The organism is Asaia sp. W19 (genome assembly GCF_003994335.1).
Classification (GTDB): Bacteria; Pseudomonadota; Alphaproteobacteria; order Acetobacterales; family Acetobacteraceae; genus Asaia.
Genome location: NZ_PNQZ01000079.1, coordinates 16094 through 33170, shown reverse-complemented (window position 1 = coordinate 33170; position 17077 = coordinate 16094). Strand labels below are relative to the sequence as shown.

Below are 17077 nucleotides of genomic sequence, written 5' to 3'. Positions count from 1 at the left end.
ATGAGCCTCAAGATTCGCCTTTCGCGCGCTGGTGCCAAGAAGCGTCCGTACTACCACATCGTGATTGCTGACAGCCGCAGCCCCCGCGACGGCCGTTTCATCGAAAAGGTTGGCGCGTACAACCCGATGCTGCCTTCCGACCATGCCGACCGCATCCGTCTGAACGACGAGCGTATCAAGCACTGGCTGTCGAACGGCGCGCAGGCGACCGATCGCGTTGCCCGCTTCCTTGGCAATGCCGGCCTGATGGAGAAGCCCGTTTACAACGAGCAGCCCAAGCAGTCCGCGCCGAAGAAGCGCGCCCAGGAGCGTGCAGCCGCCAAGGCCGCAGCCTGAGCCATAGACCAGGGATAGGCTTCAGCATTCCATGACGACCGGCAGCGCCCCATTCGACGTATCGAAAGATATTCTGGTCGCGACCGTGGGCAGGCCCCACGGCGTGAAGGGGCTCGTGCATCTCTTTGCGGCAACCGATGATCCGGCCTCTGTCGAGGAAATCGGGACGTTGCATGACGAGCGCGGGACAGTCTGGCGGGTGGAATGGCAGGGTCACGGCATTGCACGTCTGTTTGATGCGTCCGGCCGCCCCGTCACCGACCGGGATGAAGCTTCGCGCCTCGTAAACCTCAAGCTCTATGTCGGTCGGGACTGCCTGCCCGATACGGATGAGGACGAGTTTTATCATGCCGATCTGATCGGGCTGCGCGCCGAAACCCGCGAGGGTAAGGTTCTCGGCACGGTTGCGGTCATCCATGATTATGGCGCGGGTGTCAGCCTGGAAATCACGGCCGCAGAGCAGGGCGGCAAGGGGCAGGATCTGATCGTGCCCTTCACCCATGCCTGCGTGCCGGAAATCCTGTTTGATCAGGGTCGGATCATCGTTGAGCCGCCGCATGAGGTGGAAGTCGAGGGTGATCTGTCGGGCAAGGACGATGTGGCGGTGCGCTCATGACCTGGCGCGCGGATATTCTCACCCTGTTCCCGGACATGTTTCCGGGGCCACTGGGGTTCTCCCTGGCGGGGCGGGCGCTTGAGGAAGGCGTCTGGTCCTTGGGTGTGCATGATCTGCGTGACTTCGGGCGTGGGCGTCATCGCGCCGTGGATGACACGCCATTCGGCGGTGGTGCGGGCATGGTGCTTCGGGCCGATGTGGTTGCCGAAGCGCTGGACTCGATCGAGGCCGATGGCCGTCCGGTCATCTACCCGACGCCGCGTGGCGCGCGCCTGACGCAGGCGCAGTCGCGCGAGTTTGCGTCGGGTGACGGGGTTGTGGTGCTGTGCGGGCGCTTCGAGGGCGTCGATGAGCGGGTTCTGGAGCGACGCAATGTCGTGCAGGTTTCGCTTGGCGATTTCGTGCTCTCGGGCGGGGAGATCCCTGCCTATGCGCTGCTCGATTCCTGCGTGCGCCTCCTGCCCGGTGTGATGGGGTCCGAGCTGAGCGATGCCGAAGAGAGCTTCGGTGACGGTCTGCTTGAATACCCGCACTACACCAAGCCCGCCTCGTGGGAGGGCATGGACGTGCCGGACATCCTGCTTTCAGGACATCATGCTGCGATTGCGGCCTGGCGTCACGAGCAGGCCCGCCTTGTGACACAGGCCAGACGCCCCGACCTCTGGGCGGCCTATGCTGAAGCCAAGACCAACAGATAAATTTTCGTTTTCTCGGAGAAGTACCATGAACATTGTCCAGCAGTATGAGGCGCGCGAAATCGAGCGTCTGACCGCCGCCCGTCCGGTTCCCGAATTCCAGGCCGGTGACACCGTGCGCGTTGGCGTGCGCGTTGTCGAAGGCACGCGTGAGCGCGTCCAGGCCTATGAAGGCGTTGTGATTGCCCGTTCCAACAAGGGCCTGAACAGCAACTTCACGGTTCGCAAGATCTCGAACGGTGAAGGCGTTGAGCGTATCTTCCCGCTCTACTCCCCCTCCATCGCCGAGATCGCTGTTGTCCGTCGCGGCAAGGTGCGTCGTGCAAAGCTGTATTATCTGCGTGAGCGTAGCGGCAAGTCGGCTCGTATTGCCGAGCGTCCCCGTGACGTTGCCAAGACGGCTTCCTAAATCAGGATAGTCGAAACCGGTTCATGACAAAGGAGAGTACGGTGGCGCGAACATTGTTCGATAAGATCTGGGATGACCATGTGGTCGAACGCCTCCCGGACGGCACCTGCATTCTCTACATAGACCGGCACCTTCTCCATGAGGTGACAAGCCCGCAGGCCTTCGAAGGCCTGCGGATGTCCGGGCGGCGCCTGCGTCGTCCGGATGCGACGGTAGCCGTGGTCGATCACAACGTGCCGACCTCGGACCGCTCGCTGCCGATCGAGGAGCCGGAATCCCGGCTCCAGATTGAAACGCTCGAAAAGAACGTGGCCGAATTCGGCGTTCCCTATTTCAAGCTGCGCTCGAAAGACCAGGGGATCGTGCATGTGGTGGGACCCGAACAGGGCATCTCCCTGCCTGGCATGACCATCGTCTGCGGTGACAGCCATACCTCGACCCATGGGGCGATGGGGGCTCTGGCCTTCGGTATCGGCACTTCCGAGGTCGAGCATGTCATGGCCACGCAGACCCTGCTGCAGAAGCCGGCCAAGAACATGCGCATCACGGTGGCTGGCCAGGTTGGCCCCGGCGTGACGGCCAAGGACATCATGCTCGCCATCATCGGCAAGATCGGGACCGCTGGCGGAACGGGTCATGTGATGGAGTTCGCAGGCGACGCCATCCGCGCGCTCGACATGGCCGGACGCATGACGCTCTGTAATATGTCGATCGAAGCGGGCGCCCGCGCCGGTCTGGTCGCGCCCGATGAGACGACCTTTGCCTATGTCGAAGGGCGCCGCTTTGCCCCCAAGGGTGAGGATTTCGAGAAGGCCTGTGCCTACTGGCGCACGCTGGCCACCGATGACGGCGCCGTATTCGACACCGAGGTCACGCTCGACGCCGCCGCCATCCAGCCCAATCTGACCTGGGGCACCAGCCCTGAGGACGTGATCGCGATCGATGGTATCGTGCCCGATCCGGCGCAGTTCAACGATCCGGCGCGTGCCCATCAGGTGCAGCGTATGCTCGACTATATGGGTCTCGAAGCCGGCCAGAAGATCGCCGGGACCAAAATCGACGTGGCGTTCATCGGCTCCTGCACGAATAGCCGTATCGAGGATCTGCGCTCGGCTGCCGCCATTGCCAAGGGGCGCCACGTGGCACCGGGCGTGCGCGCCATGGTTGTGCCAGGTTCGGGCCATGTGAAAGCCGCCGCCGAAGCCGAGGGGCTGGACCAGATCTTCCGCGAGGCCGGGTTCGAATGGCGGGAGGCCGGATGCTCGATGTGTCTGGGCATGAACCCGGACAAGCTGACCTCCGGCCAGCGTTGCGCCTCGACCTCGAACCGTAATTTCGAGGGGCGTCAGGGCCCGGGTGGACGTACCCATCTCTGTTCGCCCGCGATGGCGGCAGCGGCGGCGGTCACGGGCTGCTTTATCGATGTGCGGGAGATGGCATGATGGACAAGTTCACAACGCTCACCGCCATCGCGGCCCCCATGCCGGTCGAGAATATCGACACGGATCAGATCATCCCGGCGCGTTTTCTCAAGACCATTCAGCGCAGCGGTCTGGGCAAGAATGCCTTTGCGGCTCAACGCTATCATGAGGACGGATCGGAAAAGCCGGAATTCGTGCTGAACCGTGAGCCTTACCGACAGGCCGAGATTCTGGTCACGCTGGATAATTTCGGCTGCGGCTCCTCCCGTGAACATGCGCCCTGGGCGCTGCTGGATTTCGGTATCCGCTGCGTGATCGCGCCGAGCTTTGCCGATATCTTTTTCAATAACTGCTTCAAGAACGGCATCCTGCCGATCCGCCTGCCGCGTGAAATCTGTGAAAGCCTCATGGAAGACGCGCAGATGGGGGCCAATGCCCGCATCACCATCGATCTGGAAAAACAGGTCGTGCAGCGCCCGGATGGCAGCACCATTGCGTTCGAAGTCGATGCGTTCCGCAAGCACATGCTGATCGAGGGGCTCGATGATATCGGGCAGACCCTGCAGCATGACCGTGCGATCGCGTCCTTTGAGCAAAAGCGTCAGAAAGACGAATCCTGGCGCCCCACCATCGTGATGGAGACGATTTCGTGAGCCAGGCCCATAAGCTACTTGTTCTTCCCGGCGACGGGATTGGTCCCGAAGTCATGCGCGAAGTCGTCAAGATTGCGCGCTGGCTGGGTGAGGCCCGTGGCCTTCGCTTCGACATAACCGAAGAACTGGTGGGAGGGGCCTCACTGGCTGTGCATGGCGTACCGTTGCGCCCCGAAGTCGTCGCCATGGCCAAGGAGGCCGATGCGGTACTGTTCGGTTCGGTGGGCGATCCGAAATGGAGCGAGATTTCCTTCGACAAGCGTCCCGAAGCCGCCATTCTGGGCCTGCGTCAGGAACTCGAGCTTTTCGCCAATCTGCGCCCGGCTCAGGTCTTCCCGCCTCTGGTCAACGCGTCATCACTGAAGCCGGAACTCGTGGCCGGGCTCGATATCATGATCGTTCGCGAGACGGTGGGTGGCATCTATTTCGGTGAACCGCGCGGCATCGAGACCCTTGCCGACGGCTCGCAGCGCGGGATCAATACCGAGGTCTATACGACGTCGGAAATCGAGCGCGTGGCCCGCGTCGCATTCGAACTGGCACGTCTGCGCGATAATCGCGTTTGCTCGGTCGAGAAATGCAATGTGATGGAAAGTGGCCTGCTCTGGAAGCAGGTCGTGACCGCACTGCATGCGCGTGAATATAGCGATGTCACGCTCACGCATATGCTGGCCGATAATTGCGCCATGCAGCTCGTCCGCAATCCCAAGCAGTTCGACGTGATCGTGACCGGCAATCTTTTCGGTGACCTTCTCTCGGATCTGGCCTCCATGCTGACTGGCTCTCTGGGCATGCTGCCTTCGGCCACGCTTGGTCCGGCACAGGAAAGTGGCAAGCGTCATGCGCTTTATGAGCCGATCCACGGCTCAGCGCCCGACATCGCCGGGCAGGGCATCGCGAACCCGCTCGCGCAGATCCTCTCCTTCGCCATGCTGCTGCGCTACTCGCTCCAGCGCGAGGCAGAGGCGGCACTGATCGAGCTGGCTGTCTCGAATGTGCTCGCCAGCGGCTTGCGGACTGCCGATATCATGTCCGAAGGTATGAACCGCGTCGGCACCGAGGCAATGGGTGCCGCGGTTCTTCAGGAAATGCAGAAGCTGGCCTGAGCGCCAGCCGGAGGAAGATATGTCCCTGATCGCTGCCCGGCTCAACCGGATCTCTCCCAGCCAGACGATCGCCATTTCGCAGAAAGCGCGGGCCCTGAAAGAAGCGGGGCGGGACATCATCAGCCTCTCTGCAGGGGAGCCCGATTTCGACACGCCTGAAAACGTGAAGCGCGCCGCCTGCGATGCCATCGCCCGCGGCGAGACGCGTTACACAGACGTCGCGGGAACGCCCGCCCTGCGCAAGGCGGTGGCGGGCTGGTTGAACCGCGATTTCGGGCTTGATTACAGCGCCGAAGAGATCGTGGTCTCTACGGGGGGCAAGCAGGTCATTTATGACGTGTTCACGGCCACGCTCGATGCCGGGGATGAGGTGATCATTCCGGCTCCGGCCTGGGTCTCCTATCCTGACATCGTGGCGCTGGCCGACGGCACGCCCGTGATCGTCCAGACGAAACCGGAAAACGGTTTTCGCCTCGAGGCTGAAGCCCTTCGTGCAGCGATCACACCCAAGACAAAGTGGCTGGTGCTGAATTCGCCCTGCAATCCGACGGGCGCTGTCTATTCCGAGGCCGATCTGCGCGCGCTGTGCGACGTGCTGCTCGATCATCCGCGTGTCTGGGTACTCACCGACGATATCTACGCCAAGCTGGTCTATGACGGCCTGGTCAGCAAGACTCTCGTTCAGGTCGAGCCGAAGCTGCGCGACCGCGTGGTGACCATGAATGGTGTCTCCAAGGCCTATGCGATGACGGGGTGGCGCATCGGCTTTTCGGCTGCACCGGTCGAACTGACCAAGGCACTCATCAAGCTGCAGGGGCAGAGCACGAGTAATCCCTGCTCCATCGCCCAGGCCGCCGCACTTGAAGCCGTGACCGGACAGCAGGAATTCATCGGTGAGATGGTGTCGGTCTATCAGGGCCGACGTGATCTCGTCCTGTCCATGCTCGCCCAGTCCCCGGGTCTGAGCTGCACGCGACCGGAAGGAGCGTTTTATGTGTTTCCCTCCATCGCGGGGCTGATCGGCAAAAAGACCCCATCTGGCAAGGTGATCGAGACTGACGAAATTTTCGTCACGGAACTTCTCGAAGAGACGGGTGTGGCCGCTGTGCATGGCAGCGCCTTCCTGACGCCGGGCTATTTCCGCATCTCCTATGCCACCGACACCGAAAGCCTGCGTGAAGCCTGCACACGGATCCAGCGCTTCTGTGCCTCGTTGAGCTGAGGTCATGAGCTTCCGCCTTGCCCAACGCCTGTACGGTCTGCCGCAGCCCGCGACCATTGCCATGTCGGCCAAGGCGCGCGCCCTGCGTGCTGCCGGGGTCGATGTGATCTCCCTGGCACTGGGCGAACCTGATTTTCCGTCTCCGCCCGAGGCAGTGGAGGCGGCCTATCAGGCGGGGCTGCGTGGCGATACGAAATATCCGCCCGTCGGCGGCCAGCCTGCGCTCAAGGCAGCAGTCGCCAGAAAATTTCAGGACGAGAACGGGCTGAGCTACGCGCCGGAAGAAATCCTGATCGGCAATGGCGGCAAGCAGCTCATCTATAACGCCTTCGCTGCGACCATCGATCCGGGCGACGAGGTGATCGTGCCTGTGCCCTATTGGGTGAGCTACCCCATCATCGCGCAAATGATGGGGGGTGTTGCGGTACCGGTGCCCTGCCTCGAGAGCGACCGCTTCCGGCTCACTGCCGAGGCGCTGCGTGAAGCCATCACGCCGCGCACGCGCTGGCTGGTCCTGAATTTCCCGAACAATCCCAGCGGGGCCATTCTCGAACGCGATGATCTGGAGGCGATCGCTGCCGTGCTGCGTGATGCGCCGCATGTACTGGTCATGGCCGATGAGATTTATGAGCATCTGACTTTCGACGGACGCCGTCATGTGTCTCTCGCTTCTGTCGCGCCGGATCTGAAAGACCGGATCCTGACGATCAATGGCATGGCGAAGGCTTATGCCATGACGGGCTGGCGTGTCGGATTCTGCGGTGGCCCTCAGCCCTTGATCAGGGCCATGACAAGCATACAGAGCAATGCCACTTCAGGCATCTGCACGCTGGCACAGGCAGGGGCCGTTGCTGCTCTTGCCACGCCAGCGGATCGACGCGATGCCATGCGCGACGTGTACCAGCAGCGACGTGATTTGGTGGTGGCGGCATTGCGAGACATGCCGGGCGTGACCTGCGCCATGCCTGACGGCGCATTCTATGCTTTTCCGGGAGTCGGAGCCCTGCTTGGGAAGACCAGCGCGGGGGGAAGGGCGATCATGACAGATATCGATTTCGCCGAGGCTCTGCTGGAGGAGGCCCATGTGAGTGTGGTGCCGGGGAGCGCCTTCGGTCAGGCCGGGTATATCCGTCTGTCTGTGGCCGCTTCGGATGCACTCCTGCAGCAAGCCTGCGCACGCCTCGGACAGTTCATCCTCACCCTTGCCTGACTGGACGAAAAGGGGGCGGGGTGCGACCATGTGCCATGATCACAGCTTTCCCCTTATTCGAGTCACTTGATTTCCCGACACCCTCACGCGAGACGCTCGGCCAGGCCTATGATGCTGTCGGCGCCGCACTGGATGAGGGTGACCTGCCCTGCGCGCTGAACCTGTTTGATGCCCAAAGACGCGCCTACGAATCCTGGTCGGCCCTTGTGGAGCTGCGTTTTGCCCAGGATACGCGCAATGCCGCCTTCGTGGCTGCCCGCGACTATGCTGACACGCTCACGCCCTTCGCCACAGGGCTCGAGACCGACATCAAGAAGCGTGTCCTCTCGCTGCGTGAGCAGGCCGCCCAGCATCTCGACGCCCATGTGCTCGCCCTCTGGGAAGCGGATATCACCACCTTCGATGAGCGCATCGAACCCATGCTGGCGGAAGAGGCACGGCTGAGTGCCGAATACACGACCCTTCTGGCAGCGGCGGAAATTCCGTTCCGGGGCGAGCGTCATAATCTTTCCGGGCTGGAGCCGTTCCAGCAGGATGCGGATCGCACCACGCGCCATGAGGCCGAGGCAGCGCGCTGGGCATTTTATGCTGAAAATGGCGAGGCGCTTGATCGGATTTTCGATGATCTTGTGCGCCTGCGTACCGAAATGGCGAAGGCGCTCGGATTCGATACCTATATCGAACTCGGATATCGCCGTATGCGGCGCACCGACTACACCGCGCAGGATGTCGCGCGCTATCGAGAGCGTATTGTCACTCATGTCACGCCGCTGGTTCAGGCACTCCTGCAGCGTCGCCAGCTCGAAATGGGTTGGGACAGCCTGAAGGCGTGGGATGAAGCCCTTGTAGACCCCAAGGGTAACCCGGGAACGGCAGGCGATTACGACCTCATGATCGCCCGAGCGCGTGAGATGTTTGCCAATCTCGATGAAACCGGGGAGATGGCAGCTTTCTTCTCGGCTATGGTCGATCAACATTATGTCGATCTGAAAAATCGCGCCGGCAAGGCTGGCGGTGGGTTCTGTACCTCTTTCTCCTCCGAAGGAACGCCCTTCATCTTCGCCAATTTCAACGGGACCCATGGCGATATCGGCGTATTCACCCATGAGATGGGTCATGCTTTTCAGAACTGGAAGAGCCGCAATCAACCCGTCATCGATATGCTCTGGCCCACCATGGAGGGGGCCGAGATCCATTCCATGGGTCTTGAGTTCCTGACCTGGCCGAAAATCGATCTGCTGGTGGAGGAAGGGGCAGGGGAGCGATATCGCCGCCTGCATCTGATCGAGAGCCTGTGCTTCCTGCCCTACGGCGCCTGTGTGGATCACTTCCAGCACGAAATCTATGCCAGGCCAGGCATGAGCGCCGAGGAACGTCACGCGACATGGCTGCGTCTTGAGAAGCTTTACATGCCATGGCGGGACTGGGGTGATCTGGCTTATCCGGCCAAGGGTGGACGCTGGCAGGCGCAGCGCCATATCTATGGCTCGCCGTTCTACTATATCGATTACACGCTGGCGCTCTGCGTCGCGCTACAGCTCTGGCTGATCGCGCAGGTGGATCCGTCACGCGCTATGGATCTCTATCGTGGCCTCTGCGAGGCGGGGGGGAGCCAGGCATTCTGTTCGCTGGTGCGCTCGGCCGGGTTGATCGTCCCCTTCGAGGAAGACGCACTGGCGGAGATCGTGCACGAAGCCGAACAGATGCTCATGATGTAACGGGTATGGAACAGGCGCTCCCCTCTGGACAGAGGGGAGCAGGGGGCGTCAGCCGCGGCGGTTCCATTTGTCCAGCAGGTCGAGAACGGCCTGGGGCGACATGGCGCGCGCGTTGCCCAGCGTGTTGGCGCCGTCGGCATTGAGCAATGTGCGACCCGGCGTCACGATCAGCACGGTTGGGACCTCGTGGATAGTGACGCCATATTGCTCGGCGATATCCAGATTCTTGTCGATGCGGCCGACATTGACCGGCACGACTACGAACTGGGATTCAAGCCATTGAGCGACTTCCGGCTGCTCGAAGACACCGGCAAGCATCCGGCAGTCAGGGCACCAGTTTCCGCCGAAATCGATCAGTACCTTGCGCTTGGTGCGCGCAGCCGTGGCGAACGCCTCCTCCACTTGTGTCTTTGCAAGGGCGATATCAGGGTAGACATCCTTGGCGGGAGTGATCTGGACCCCCTTATCAAGGACCGGCGGCGCAGGCGGACCCTGTTCGGCCAGAGCACTGGTGCTGGAGAGACCGATGGCGACAGGAGTCAGAGCGGATAGGCCCAGAACAAGAGATGTCAGGACGCCGAGTTTGCGAGTCAGCACGTGTGCGGGCCTTTCTGGTCGGGATTGTCCGGGTCGGGATGAGCGCTGGAAGACGAGACGCCCCCGAAATCCCGGGGAGTTGAAATTATGACAGAGTATGAAATGTTCTGTCGGACGTTTAAATACAAGAGAGCAGGAAAAACGCGATGACACAGCGTGAGGCGGGCGAAAGAAACGTGGGAGAGGTGTCGATCACCTCAACCCTGCTGCGCACCATCGGCCTGGTGGGGCTGACGCTCGTGCTGGCCTGCATGATTCGCTTCGTGCCGTTCCTGAGCCATGCAGTGCAGTGGGTGGCGGGTACCGATGCATGGCAAGCGCTCTATGCGCTGTTTGGCATCGATAGCAGCCTCGGGCGCGAGCAGCTCATTCTTGTCGGCATCATGCTCAGCTGCTTCGTTGTTGCGCTCGGGGTGCAGGCCCTGATCGTGTTCGTTTCGGAGAGGCTCCGCTCGTCACGGCGCGCGGGGCGTTGAACGATCCAGACGTGGCATGAGCACGGCAAGTCCGGTCAGGCCAAGCCATGAGAGCATGACAACCGTGCCGCCGTAAGGAGCCAGAAAACCGACATCCGGCCCTTCGAGTGCCTTGAGGGCGACAGGAACGACGAAGAGTAGCGTTCCAATGGCCATTGGCCAGGCAACGAACCGGAACATGGCGCGTCCGGTGGCGCAGAGCGCCAGAAGAGCGAGACCATGCCACATGAGCATCTCGACGCCATGGGCAAGCATGGCTCTGCCCCCGGGGATAAACCTGCTGTCGGGGAGATGGGCGCCGAGTGCGGCGAGCATGACAGCACCACAGCCGCACAGGCCGCAGAAACCCAAAATCAGACGTTGCCAACTGGACATGGGCGGGACACTCTCTTTCTTGTCAGGGGCCGGAATCTGTTTCGGCACCTTACTCCGTACCCCGTCGATGCAAAGAAAAATGAGGTTGGAACGATGAGACATGGTTTGTGGACAATGGCAGCAATGCTCTCCCTTTGCGCCTGTACCCCGGCCTATCCGCGTTTGCCGCCCTTGCCTGACAAGGCTTCCCCTTTCACGACGGCTGATGCCGCGTTTCTTCAGCAGGCGAATGAGCACGATCTGGCCCAGATCGCGTTGGGCAAGCTCACGATCGATCATGCGCGCTCATCCGAGATCAAGGAGAACGGTCAGGCCCTTGTGAAGGATTACGATGCCCATCGCACAGCGCTCTCGACCCTGGCGAGTAAACACGATCTAACCCTGACATCTACTCTGGTAGCGGATGATCAGGCGAAACTGGATCATTTGTCCAAATTACACGGCAGGGCATTCGACCGCGCCTATATGAGTGCCGTTCGCGATGAGTCCCAATCTTCGGGAACGGCCATCGCCTCGGTCTTCACCACGACCAAGGACAGCGATGTGAAGGCTTCGGCAACAGAAATGCAGAAGCTCGATCAGCGTTACATCTCGTCTGCTTATAGCTGGCTGCCACAACTCGCTACCCGCAAACACAAGAAGACCGCCCAACAGTGAAGACGCTCTTTCGCAGGCGCCCCGTTCCAGATGACTTGAGCGCGCGTCGCTTCAGCGTGATATCAGATCATGTCCGGCGTTTGCGCCCGTGAGTGTACGCCTCGACCGCATCGTCACCCGAGGGGGCGATGCGGGCAAGACCTCACTGGGAGACGGGCGCCGGGTGCGCAAGGACGATCCTCTGATCCAGGCAATGGGATCGGTGGATGAGCTCAATGCAGTACTGGGCCTCTTGCGCCTGCATTGTTCGCATCACGCCACGCTTGCGGCCATACAGAACACGCTGTTCGATTTGGGCGCTGTTCTATGCATGCCGGAGCGCGATGGCGGCGAGGCATTTCTGCAAAGTGAATGCGTGGTACTCGAGGAGGCTGTCGAGATGCTGCGTCGCGATCAGGCGCCCTTGCGCAGCTTTATCCTGCCTGGTGGTTCGGTGGGAGCGACCTGGGCGCATATGGCCCGCGTTGTGGCAAGGCGCGTCGAGCGTGATCTGGTTGCGCTCGACGAGGCGCGGCTGGGTGGGATGCTGCGTTATATGAACCGTCTGAGCGATTATTTCTTTGTACTCGCGCGCCATGAGAACGATCGCGGTGAGACGGATATTCTCTGGGAGCCGACCCAAACTCTCGGATAAGCCTGGTGGGGGAGGATATCTGCTGGGAGAGCCAAGCCGTAAGATAAGACCTTACCGGTACTCTCAGGGGTGACATCACAAATATTTGTGATAAGACGGCAACTCGCTGCATCGTCTGCCGCTATTCCCAAAATGGCTTCTGTCGCTCGTCATTTCTGGTCTGTCGGAGATTTCAGGCAGTGTAGTACTTTCATAATATGAGAAGTCACCCTCAGGGATTGATCCTATTTTTACGTCCTGAAACGTAGGTGACATAAAGTAAATATGGCGGATGGATATTGTAGTCGTGACGATCGTTCCTCGTGACAAAGGGAACGATCTGGTATACGAACGCTGCTCAAGGCGCCCATCCTCGACAGAGTAAGATAAGAGCGTTTCTGGCGAAATAGACCAGAGCATCAGTTGGCAACAAATATCATCAGACAAATTTGGGCGAAATGAAGTGAGTATAGACTCCGATTTTTTGAATAAAGATCAAAGTCCCGATACAGAGATTAATGAAGATTCGTTGCGTCTGGCTCTGGAGCGGCTAGGCGCGAAAGGCAACAGGCGTCAGGCTCCCGTAACGCACAAGAAATCTCCCCCTGACCAGAGACGTCGGCGTTTCGTTCAGGAAGGGCAGGTTGTCGTCGAGCATCACCAGTCCTCCCGTACGGCCCAGCGCCTGACCTCTCCGCAATCGGATGAGCAGGGTGAAGAGATCAGCCGTTTGCGCAATCTGCTCAAGATCGAGCAGCGACGTGCGGAAGACACGCAACGCGAATTGAGCGATGCGAATGTTCAGATGCGCACACTTGAGACCCATCTCGTGCACGAGAAACTGCATGTGACAGAACTCAAGACGAAATGTGCGGAAATCGAGCAGGCTCTCCTCGAGGCTCAGGTCCAACTGTCTCGCCTGCGTGAGGAAGCAGCATCGCAGAAGCGTACGGTGGAGCGTGAAGTGATCGCTGCCGAGGCGCCGGTGGTAAAAAAGAGAGGGCCAGGACGCCCCCCTCTGGCACGCAAGCCGGAAACGCGGACAGATGACCAGGAACCCGTCCGGTGGTGGAAAGACTGACCTTGGTGCGCCGGTATCGGGCAGGGGCGGTATGGACCGTCCGCCCGGTCGCCGCGGAGCACTGTTGAATCAGACTTCTGGCACGCGTTTACGGTGCGCCAAGATCTCTGGGCGATCGCTTTTCATCCCGGTCATGTGAGCGGCAAGCAGACGCCCTGTTCTCAGATCGGCCGGCTCGCTCTGCGCAATTCCCGAACAAACCACACCAGACACAGCGCGAAAGCACAGGCACCCAGGCTGCCCGCCAAGGCGCTGCTCACAGGCAGTGCCAGAATATCGCCATGGCCGGTCATCCCGCTGAGCACGGCAATCACCACACCTACCAGGCTCTCGCCGACAATGAATCCCGATGCGATCATGGTTCCGGTGCTGTCATCGCCATGGGATTGCGGATGCGCCACACGGTCGAAGAGGCGCCCGATTATCGCGCCGATGGCGATGGTCACCGAGACGTCCGCCGGCAGATAGATTCCCATGCCGACGGCCAGTGGGGGCAGTGCGAGATTTCTCATTTTGAGGAGTCGATCAATAGCGATGAGGGCGACGCCAATCGCGGCTCCTGTCAGGATCATGGTCCAGTCGAGATTATGCAGCAAAATGCCATGAGCGATGTCGACCATCAACGCGGGCTGAGGGGCAGCCAGCGCCCGTAACGGGTCCATATCAGGGCGTGGCAGTGTCCCGACAAAGCCATAAGCCTGGTAGAGTACATTCAGAACAGGCGGGATCACGAGGGCTCCGACGACGCACCCAATGAGCAGGACGATTTCCTGTTTCCAGGGTGAGGCCCCGACCAACTGACCTGTCTTGAGGTCCTGAAGATTGTCGTTCGAGATGGCAGCGGAACCTGTCAGCGCGGTCAGAACAAAAAGCACATACGCAATGGCAATATGCTGCTCATGGGCGGTCATCGCATTTGGAACCAGGTGGAGTGCTTCCAGACCCAGCAGGGCCATGCATAGCGCCACTACGCTGATGATCGAGATACCGGAGATCGGCGAGGAGGAAGACCCGATGATCCCCGCCATATAGCCACAGGCACTCGCAACCAGGAATCCGATGAAGAGACAGGCGGCGAGACCAAGCGCTACCATGACCATAAACAGCGTGTCGTGGCCGGTTACGGGCCAGAGGAACAGCGAGAAGAGGAGGCCGAGCCCCAGGATGATTGCGCAAAGCAGGCCGTTCATGACGCGTGGGGGCAGATCGCGATCGGTCTCCTCCAACGCTTCCCGATGGGTCTGGGAAAAGGCCTCACGCAAGCCGCGTGTTACAGGGCCCAGCAGTGAGAATACCGTCCAGCATGCGGCGACCGCGATCGTGCCAGCGCCCATGAATCGGACCTTATGTACCCAGAGACCCGTGGCGAAGCTTGCGTCATCCAGCCCTGCGGGATGCGGTATGGTTGCACTCAGCCAGGGTACGGCGATGCCCCACCCGAGAATGACGCCCCCCAGCATGGCAAGCCCTCCGGTCAGCCCGACGAGATAGCCCGTCCCGACCAGCGCGAGGGAATAGGCCCCCTGCAGGCGAAAAATGGAAGGGCCGAGCGCAAAACTCGCGCTCCAACCCTCGCGGATGACGCGCAATCCGGTGCTCAGAAACGTCAGGGCAGCAGCAATGGCACTGCCGCGTATCAGGGCATTGAGCGCCTGTTGGTTACCTTCGGGGGAGGCGACGCGCAGGATCTCGGCGCAGGCGACCCCCTCGGGATAGGGCAGAGCGCTATGCGTAACCAGCGCGCGTCTGAGCGGGATGGTAAAGAGAACGCCCGTTGCCCCGCCAAGCAGGGTGATGAAAAAACTCTGCCAGAACGGAAAGCCGCTCCAGAATCCGATCATGACCAGCCCCGGTATGGTGGCGAACACGCAACTCAGCGTGCCTGCCGCCGAGGCCTGCGTCTGCACCAGATTGTTTTCCAGAATGGTGCTGCCCCCCAGCGCACGCAGTACCGCCATCGAAATGACGGTTGCCGGAATGGAGGACGCGAAGGTGAGGCCGATCTTGAGGCCCAGATAGACATTGGAGGCAGTGAAGATGACGGTAATCAGGGCGCCGAGAATGAGCCCCCGAATGGTTAATTCACGCGTCGCCTGATTCATGCCGTTTCTCTGTCTCGATAGCGTAAGGAACAGGTCCTACGACGAAGCGGTCAGAAACGAAAGACGAAGTTGGACTGGTAATAGCTCCCGCTCTTGCCCCCTGCCGCACGCAGCCCGTCCGAGCCGATGAAACGCGCCCCATATTGCGTCCATGTCAGATGGCGATTGAGCTGCAGCGTCAGTGACGCCTGGGGCACGACCCCGACAAAGCCACCATGCAAGTTCGTGAAACTATAGGCACCTGATGGGCCATAGATCGCGTCATTCGTCGACTCTCGCCAGAAAAACGGTGCCTTGAACTGGAGGCTGAGCCAGTTGCGGGGAGTGAGGCGGATGACTGGCGAGAGACTGACCAGATTACTGGGGGCGATATAGGTTGTGGTATCCAGATAATTCGTCTGTGGGTTGAACGGGGCAATATAGGTGCCAACCGATCCGCTGTTCCGGCGCGAGGAGCCACCCGAATACAGATCTGCCTGAACGCCGAGAAACGGATGGAGAGGGGAGGGCGTATGACGATAGCCCGCAATCGCGTTGAAAGCATAAGCCGAGACGTCGCGGTTCTGACCGGTACGGTTCAGCTCGAAACTCCCCCCTTGATACAGGCCACCCACTGAGAACTCGAAAGAGGGCGCCCCGCCATACCAGCGAAAGCCGTAGTTCTGACGCGCCGTCGTTCCGGCCAGTGTGGTGCGGTTATAGGGGAGGGCGGCCGAGCTGCCCGCTACGCGAAAAGCGATCAGGAATACGTCAAGGAAGGACGAGACGCGCTCTGCCCCCAGCGAGAAGGAGGGCGGCGCCCAGGTCAGATCCAGCCCATGCAGACGCGTGCTCCAGTCCACACGGTCATGAAACATCTTGTTGAAATTGATATTCGTCCCGACGAAGTCATAGACATCGGCGCGTAGTCGCGGCCAGACCGCGTAGCCGCGCACGCCGTTCCAGGCGAGGGGGATATTCGGCGTCTCGCGATTGTACAGAATATAGGAAGGCGCATCGAGGAATTGCTGCCTGCCGATCATCACCCCTGTTTTGGCCCCGGCCAGCTTCGACCGGAGCTCGACAAAACCCTGCTGCAGATCGAGTCGCTTGCGGAACGTCCCGTTATAGCCAAACCCGCCCCAGCCCGCGGCATCGCCATTCACCAACTGGCCGAAAAACCGCACATGCTCGCCCAGATGAAGATCAGCACCATAGAGATTGCGTACGGCGAAGCGGCCGGAGCCGGCGGGGCCACGCGTCCCCAGAAAAGGAGCTTCTTCCGACCAGTTACGCAGCCGGGTTTCGCCGGAGAGGGTGAGCCACCAGTGGCCATCGCGCGTGAGCGGGATGAATTTCAAAGGGTCGAACAGATCGTCATGACGGCGTTTGTCGCGGAGGAACGACCAGTCTTCGGCCCAGGGCGCCACGCCATAGCGCCCGATCGGGCCGAAGCCGGCCGATTCACCGTTTCCCCGGGTGAAGACCCCCCAATCGCCCTGGGTGCCATGGGGAGGCTTGTTCTGGAGAGGGGTGACGCGCCGGGGCTGTCCGACCGGTCCGGCATGAGGAAAGTTCTGGATTTCCGGACGTGCCGTACCGTTCACGGTCACATGCTCTTCCGCTGCGGTCGGGTCGATCAGGCCGGGTTTGCCGGTTGTTGGCCGTACGATCCCGGGGGTGTCGGTCGAGACGCCCTGCGCGGTATCTGTCGCGCCTTGCGCTGCACAAGGGGCCACGCCTGCGAGCAGAATGAAGGCGGGCAGGACGTGGGATGAGCGCATGTGGAGTGTTCCGGAGACGAAAGGTTC

General features: G+C 60.9%; 18 protein-coding genes. 14 read left to right on the top strand and 4 right to left on the bottom strand.

Translation table 11 applies throughout. The annotated features are described in order from the left end of the window. The 10 genes from rpsP to C0V97_RS16105 are packed head-to-tail and all read left to right on the top strand — an operon-like array spanning nucleotide 1 to nucleotide 9386. Nucleotides 1-336 (top strand): 30S ribosomal protein S16, encoded by a 336-nt coding sequence (gene rpsP / locus C0V97_RS16150; RefSeq protein ID WP_127103580.1) that lies wholly within the window; start codon nucleotides 1-3, stop codon nucleotides 334-336. A gap of 31 nt (nucleotides 337-367) precedes the next feature. After that, a complete protein-coding gene (gene rimM, locus C0V97_RS16145) occupies nucleotides 368-952 on the top strand; it encodes a ribosome maturation factor RimM (RefSeq protein ID WP_127103579.1) in 585 nt (194 codons plus the stop codon). Next, the gene (gene trmD, locus C0V97_RS16140; protein ID WP_127103578.1) at nucleotides 949-1650 is read left to right on the top strand and encodes a tRNA (guanosine(37)-N1)-methyltransferase TrmD; all 702 of its coding nucleotides are present in this window, start codon (nucleotides 949-951) and stop codon (nucleotides 1648-1650) included. Before rimM ends, trmD begins: the two co-directional genes overlap by 4 nt. A 25-nt stretch (nucleotides 1651-1675) precedes the next feature. After that, a complete protein-coding gene (gene rplS, locus C0V97_RS16135; protein WP_023978624.1) occupies nucleotides 1676-2056 on the top strand; it encodes a 50S ribosomal protein L19 in 381 nt (126 codons plus the stop codon). A gap of 23 nt (nucleotides 2057-2079) precedes the next feature. Further along, the gene (gene leuC / locus C0V97_RS16130) at nucleotides 2080-3498 is read left to right on the top strand and encodes a 3-isopropylmalate dehydratase large subunit (RefSeq protein WP_127103577.1); all 1419 of its coding nucleotides are present in this window, start codon (nucleotides 2080-2082) and stop codon (nucleotides 3496-3498) included. Continuing rightward, nucleotides 3498-4130: a 3-isopropylmalate dehydratase small subunit gene (gene leuD / locus C0V97_RS16125; protein WP_127103589.1), complete on the top strand. Its 633-nt coding sequence runs from the start codon at nucleotides 3498-3500 to the stop codon at nucleotides 4128-4130. Before leuC ends, leuD begins: the two co-directional genes overlap by 1 nt. Before the next feature lie 53 nt (nucleotides 4131-4183). Continuing rightward, nucleotides 4184-5236, top strand: a complete 1053-nt coding sequence (gene leuB, locus C0V97_RS16120; protein ID WP_370265847.1) for a 3-isopropylmalate dehydrogenase — start codon at nucleotides 4184-4186, stop codon at nucleotides 5234-5236. Nucleotides 5237-5255: 19 nt separating this feature from the next. Next, nucleotides 5256-6458, top strand: coding sequence for a pyridoxal phosphate-dependent aminotransferase (locus C0V97_RS16115; RefSeq protein WP_127103575.1), 1203 nt, complete (start codon nucleotides 5256-5258; stop codon nucleotides 6456-6458). 4 nt (nucleotides 6459-6462) lie between these two features. Beyond that, nucleotides 6463-7668 (top strand): pyridoxal phosphate-dependent aminotransferase, encoded by a 1206-nt coding sequence (locus C0V97_RS16110; RefSeq protein ID WP_127103574.1) that lies wholly within the window; start codon nucleotides 6463-6465, stop codon nucleotides 7666-7668. A gap of 35 nt (nucleotides 7669-7703) precedes the next feature. Next, nucleotides 7704-9386 (top strand): M3 family oligoendopeptidase, encoded by a 1683-nt coding sequence (locus tag C0V97_RS16105; RefSeq protein WP_127103573.1) that lies wholly within the window; start codon nucleotides 7704-7706, stop codon nucleotides 9384-9386. A gap of 48 nt (nucleotides 9387-9434) precedes the next feature. On the opposite strand, the gene C0V97_RS16100 is transcribed toward C0V97_RS16105, so the two are convergent. Further along, on the bottom strand, nucleotides 9435-9983 hold the full coding sequence (locus C0V97_RS16100; protein WP_127103572.1) for a co-chaperone YbbN: 549 nt from the start codon (nucleotides 9981-9983) through the stop codon (nucleotides 9435-9437). A gap of 146 nt (nucleotides 9984-10129) precedes the next feature. Between C0V97_RS16100 and C0V97_RS16095 the strand changes: the two genes are divergently transcribed. Continuing rightward, nucleotides 10130-10459, top strand: a complete 330-nt coding sequence (locus tag C0V97_RS16095) for a hypothetical protein (RefSeq protein WP_127103571.1) — start codon at nucleotides 10130-10132, stop codon at nucleotides 10457-10459. Here C0V97_RS16095 and C0V97_RS18435 read toward each other — a convergent pair. Next, nucleotides 10439-10834 (bottom strand): DUF423 domain-containing protein, encoded by a 396-nt coding sequence (locus C0V97_RS18435; protein ID WP_158625454.1) that lies wholly within the window; start codon nucleotides 10832-10834, stop codon nucleotides 10439-10441. The genes C0V97_RS16095 and C0V97_RS18435 overlap by 21 nt on opposite strands. Before the next feature lie 93 nt (nucleotides 10835-10927). Here C0V97_RS18435 and C0V97_RS16085 point away from each other — a divergent pair, with 93 nt between their 5' ends. From C0V97_RS16085 to C0V97_RS16075, 3 genes are all read left to right on the top strand, one after another. Then, entirely contained in the window at nucleotides 10928-11491 is a 564-nt protein-coding gene (locus C0V97_RS16085; RefSeq protein WP_158625453.1) for a DUF4142 domain-containing protein, read from the top strand. Nucleotides 11492-11579: 88 nt separating this feature from the next. Further along, nucleotides 11580-12125, top strand: coding sequence for a cob(I)yrinic acid a,c-diamide adenosyltransferase (locus C0V97_RS16080; protein WP_127103569.1), 546 nt, complete (start codon nucleotides 11580-11582; stop codon nucleotides 12123-12125). A 508-nt stretch (nucleotides 12126-12633) separates the two neighbouring features. Further along, nucleotides 12634-13185 carry a hypothetical protein gene (locus tag C0V97_RS16075; RefSeq protein WP_127103568.1) on the top strand — a complete coding sequence of 184 codons (552 nt, stop codon included), beginning with the start codon at nucleotides 12634-12636 and terminating at the stop codon, nucleotides 13183-13185. A 161-nt stretch (nucleotides 13186-13346) separates the two neighbouring features. Here the strand turns inward: C0V97_RS16075 and C0V97_RS16070 are convergent, their stop codons facing one another. Beyond that, nucleotides 13347-15287, bottom strand: a complete 1941-nt coding sequence (locus tag C0V97_RS16070) for an OPT family oligopeptide transporter (RefSeq protein ID WP_127103567.1) — start codon at nucleotides 15285-15287, stop codon at nucleotides 13347-13349. A gap of 50 nt (nucleotides 15288-15337) precedes the next feature. After that, complete coding sequence (locus C0V97_RS16065; RefSeq protein WP_127103566.1) at nucleotides 15338-17050, bottom strand: alginate export family protein; 1713 nt, start codon at nucleotides 17048-17050, stop codon at nucleotides 15338-15340. Nucleotides 17051-17077: the final 27 nt, after the last annotated feature.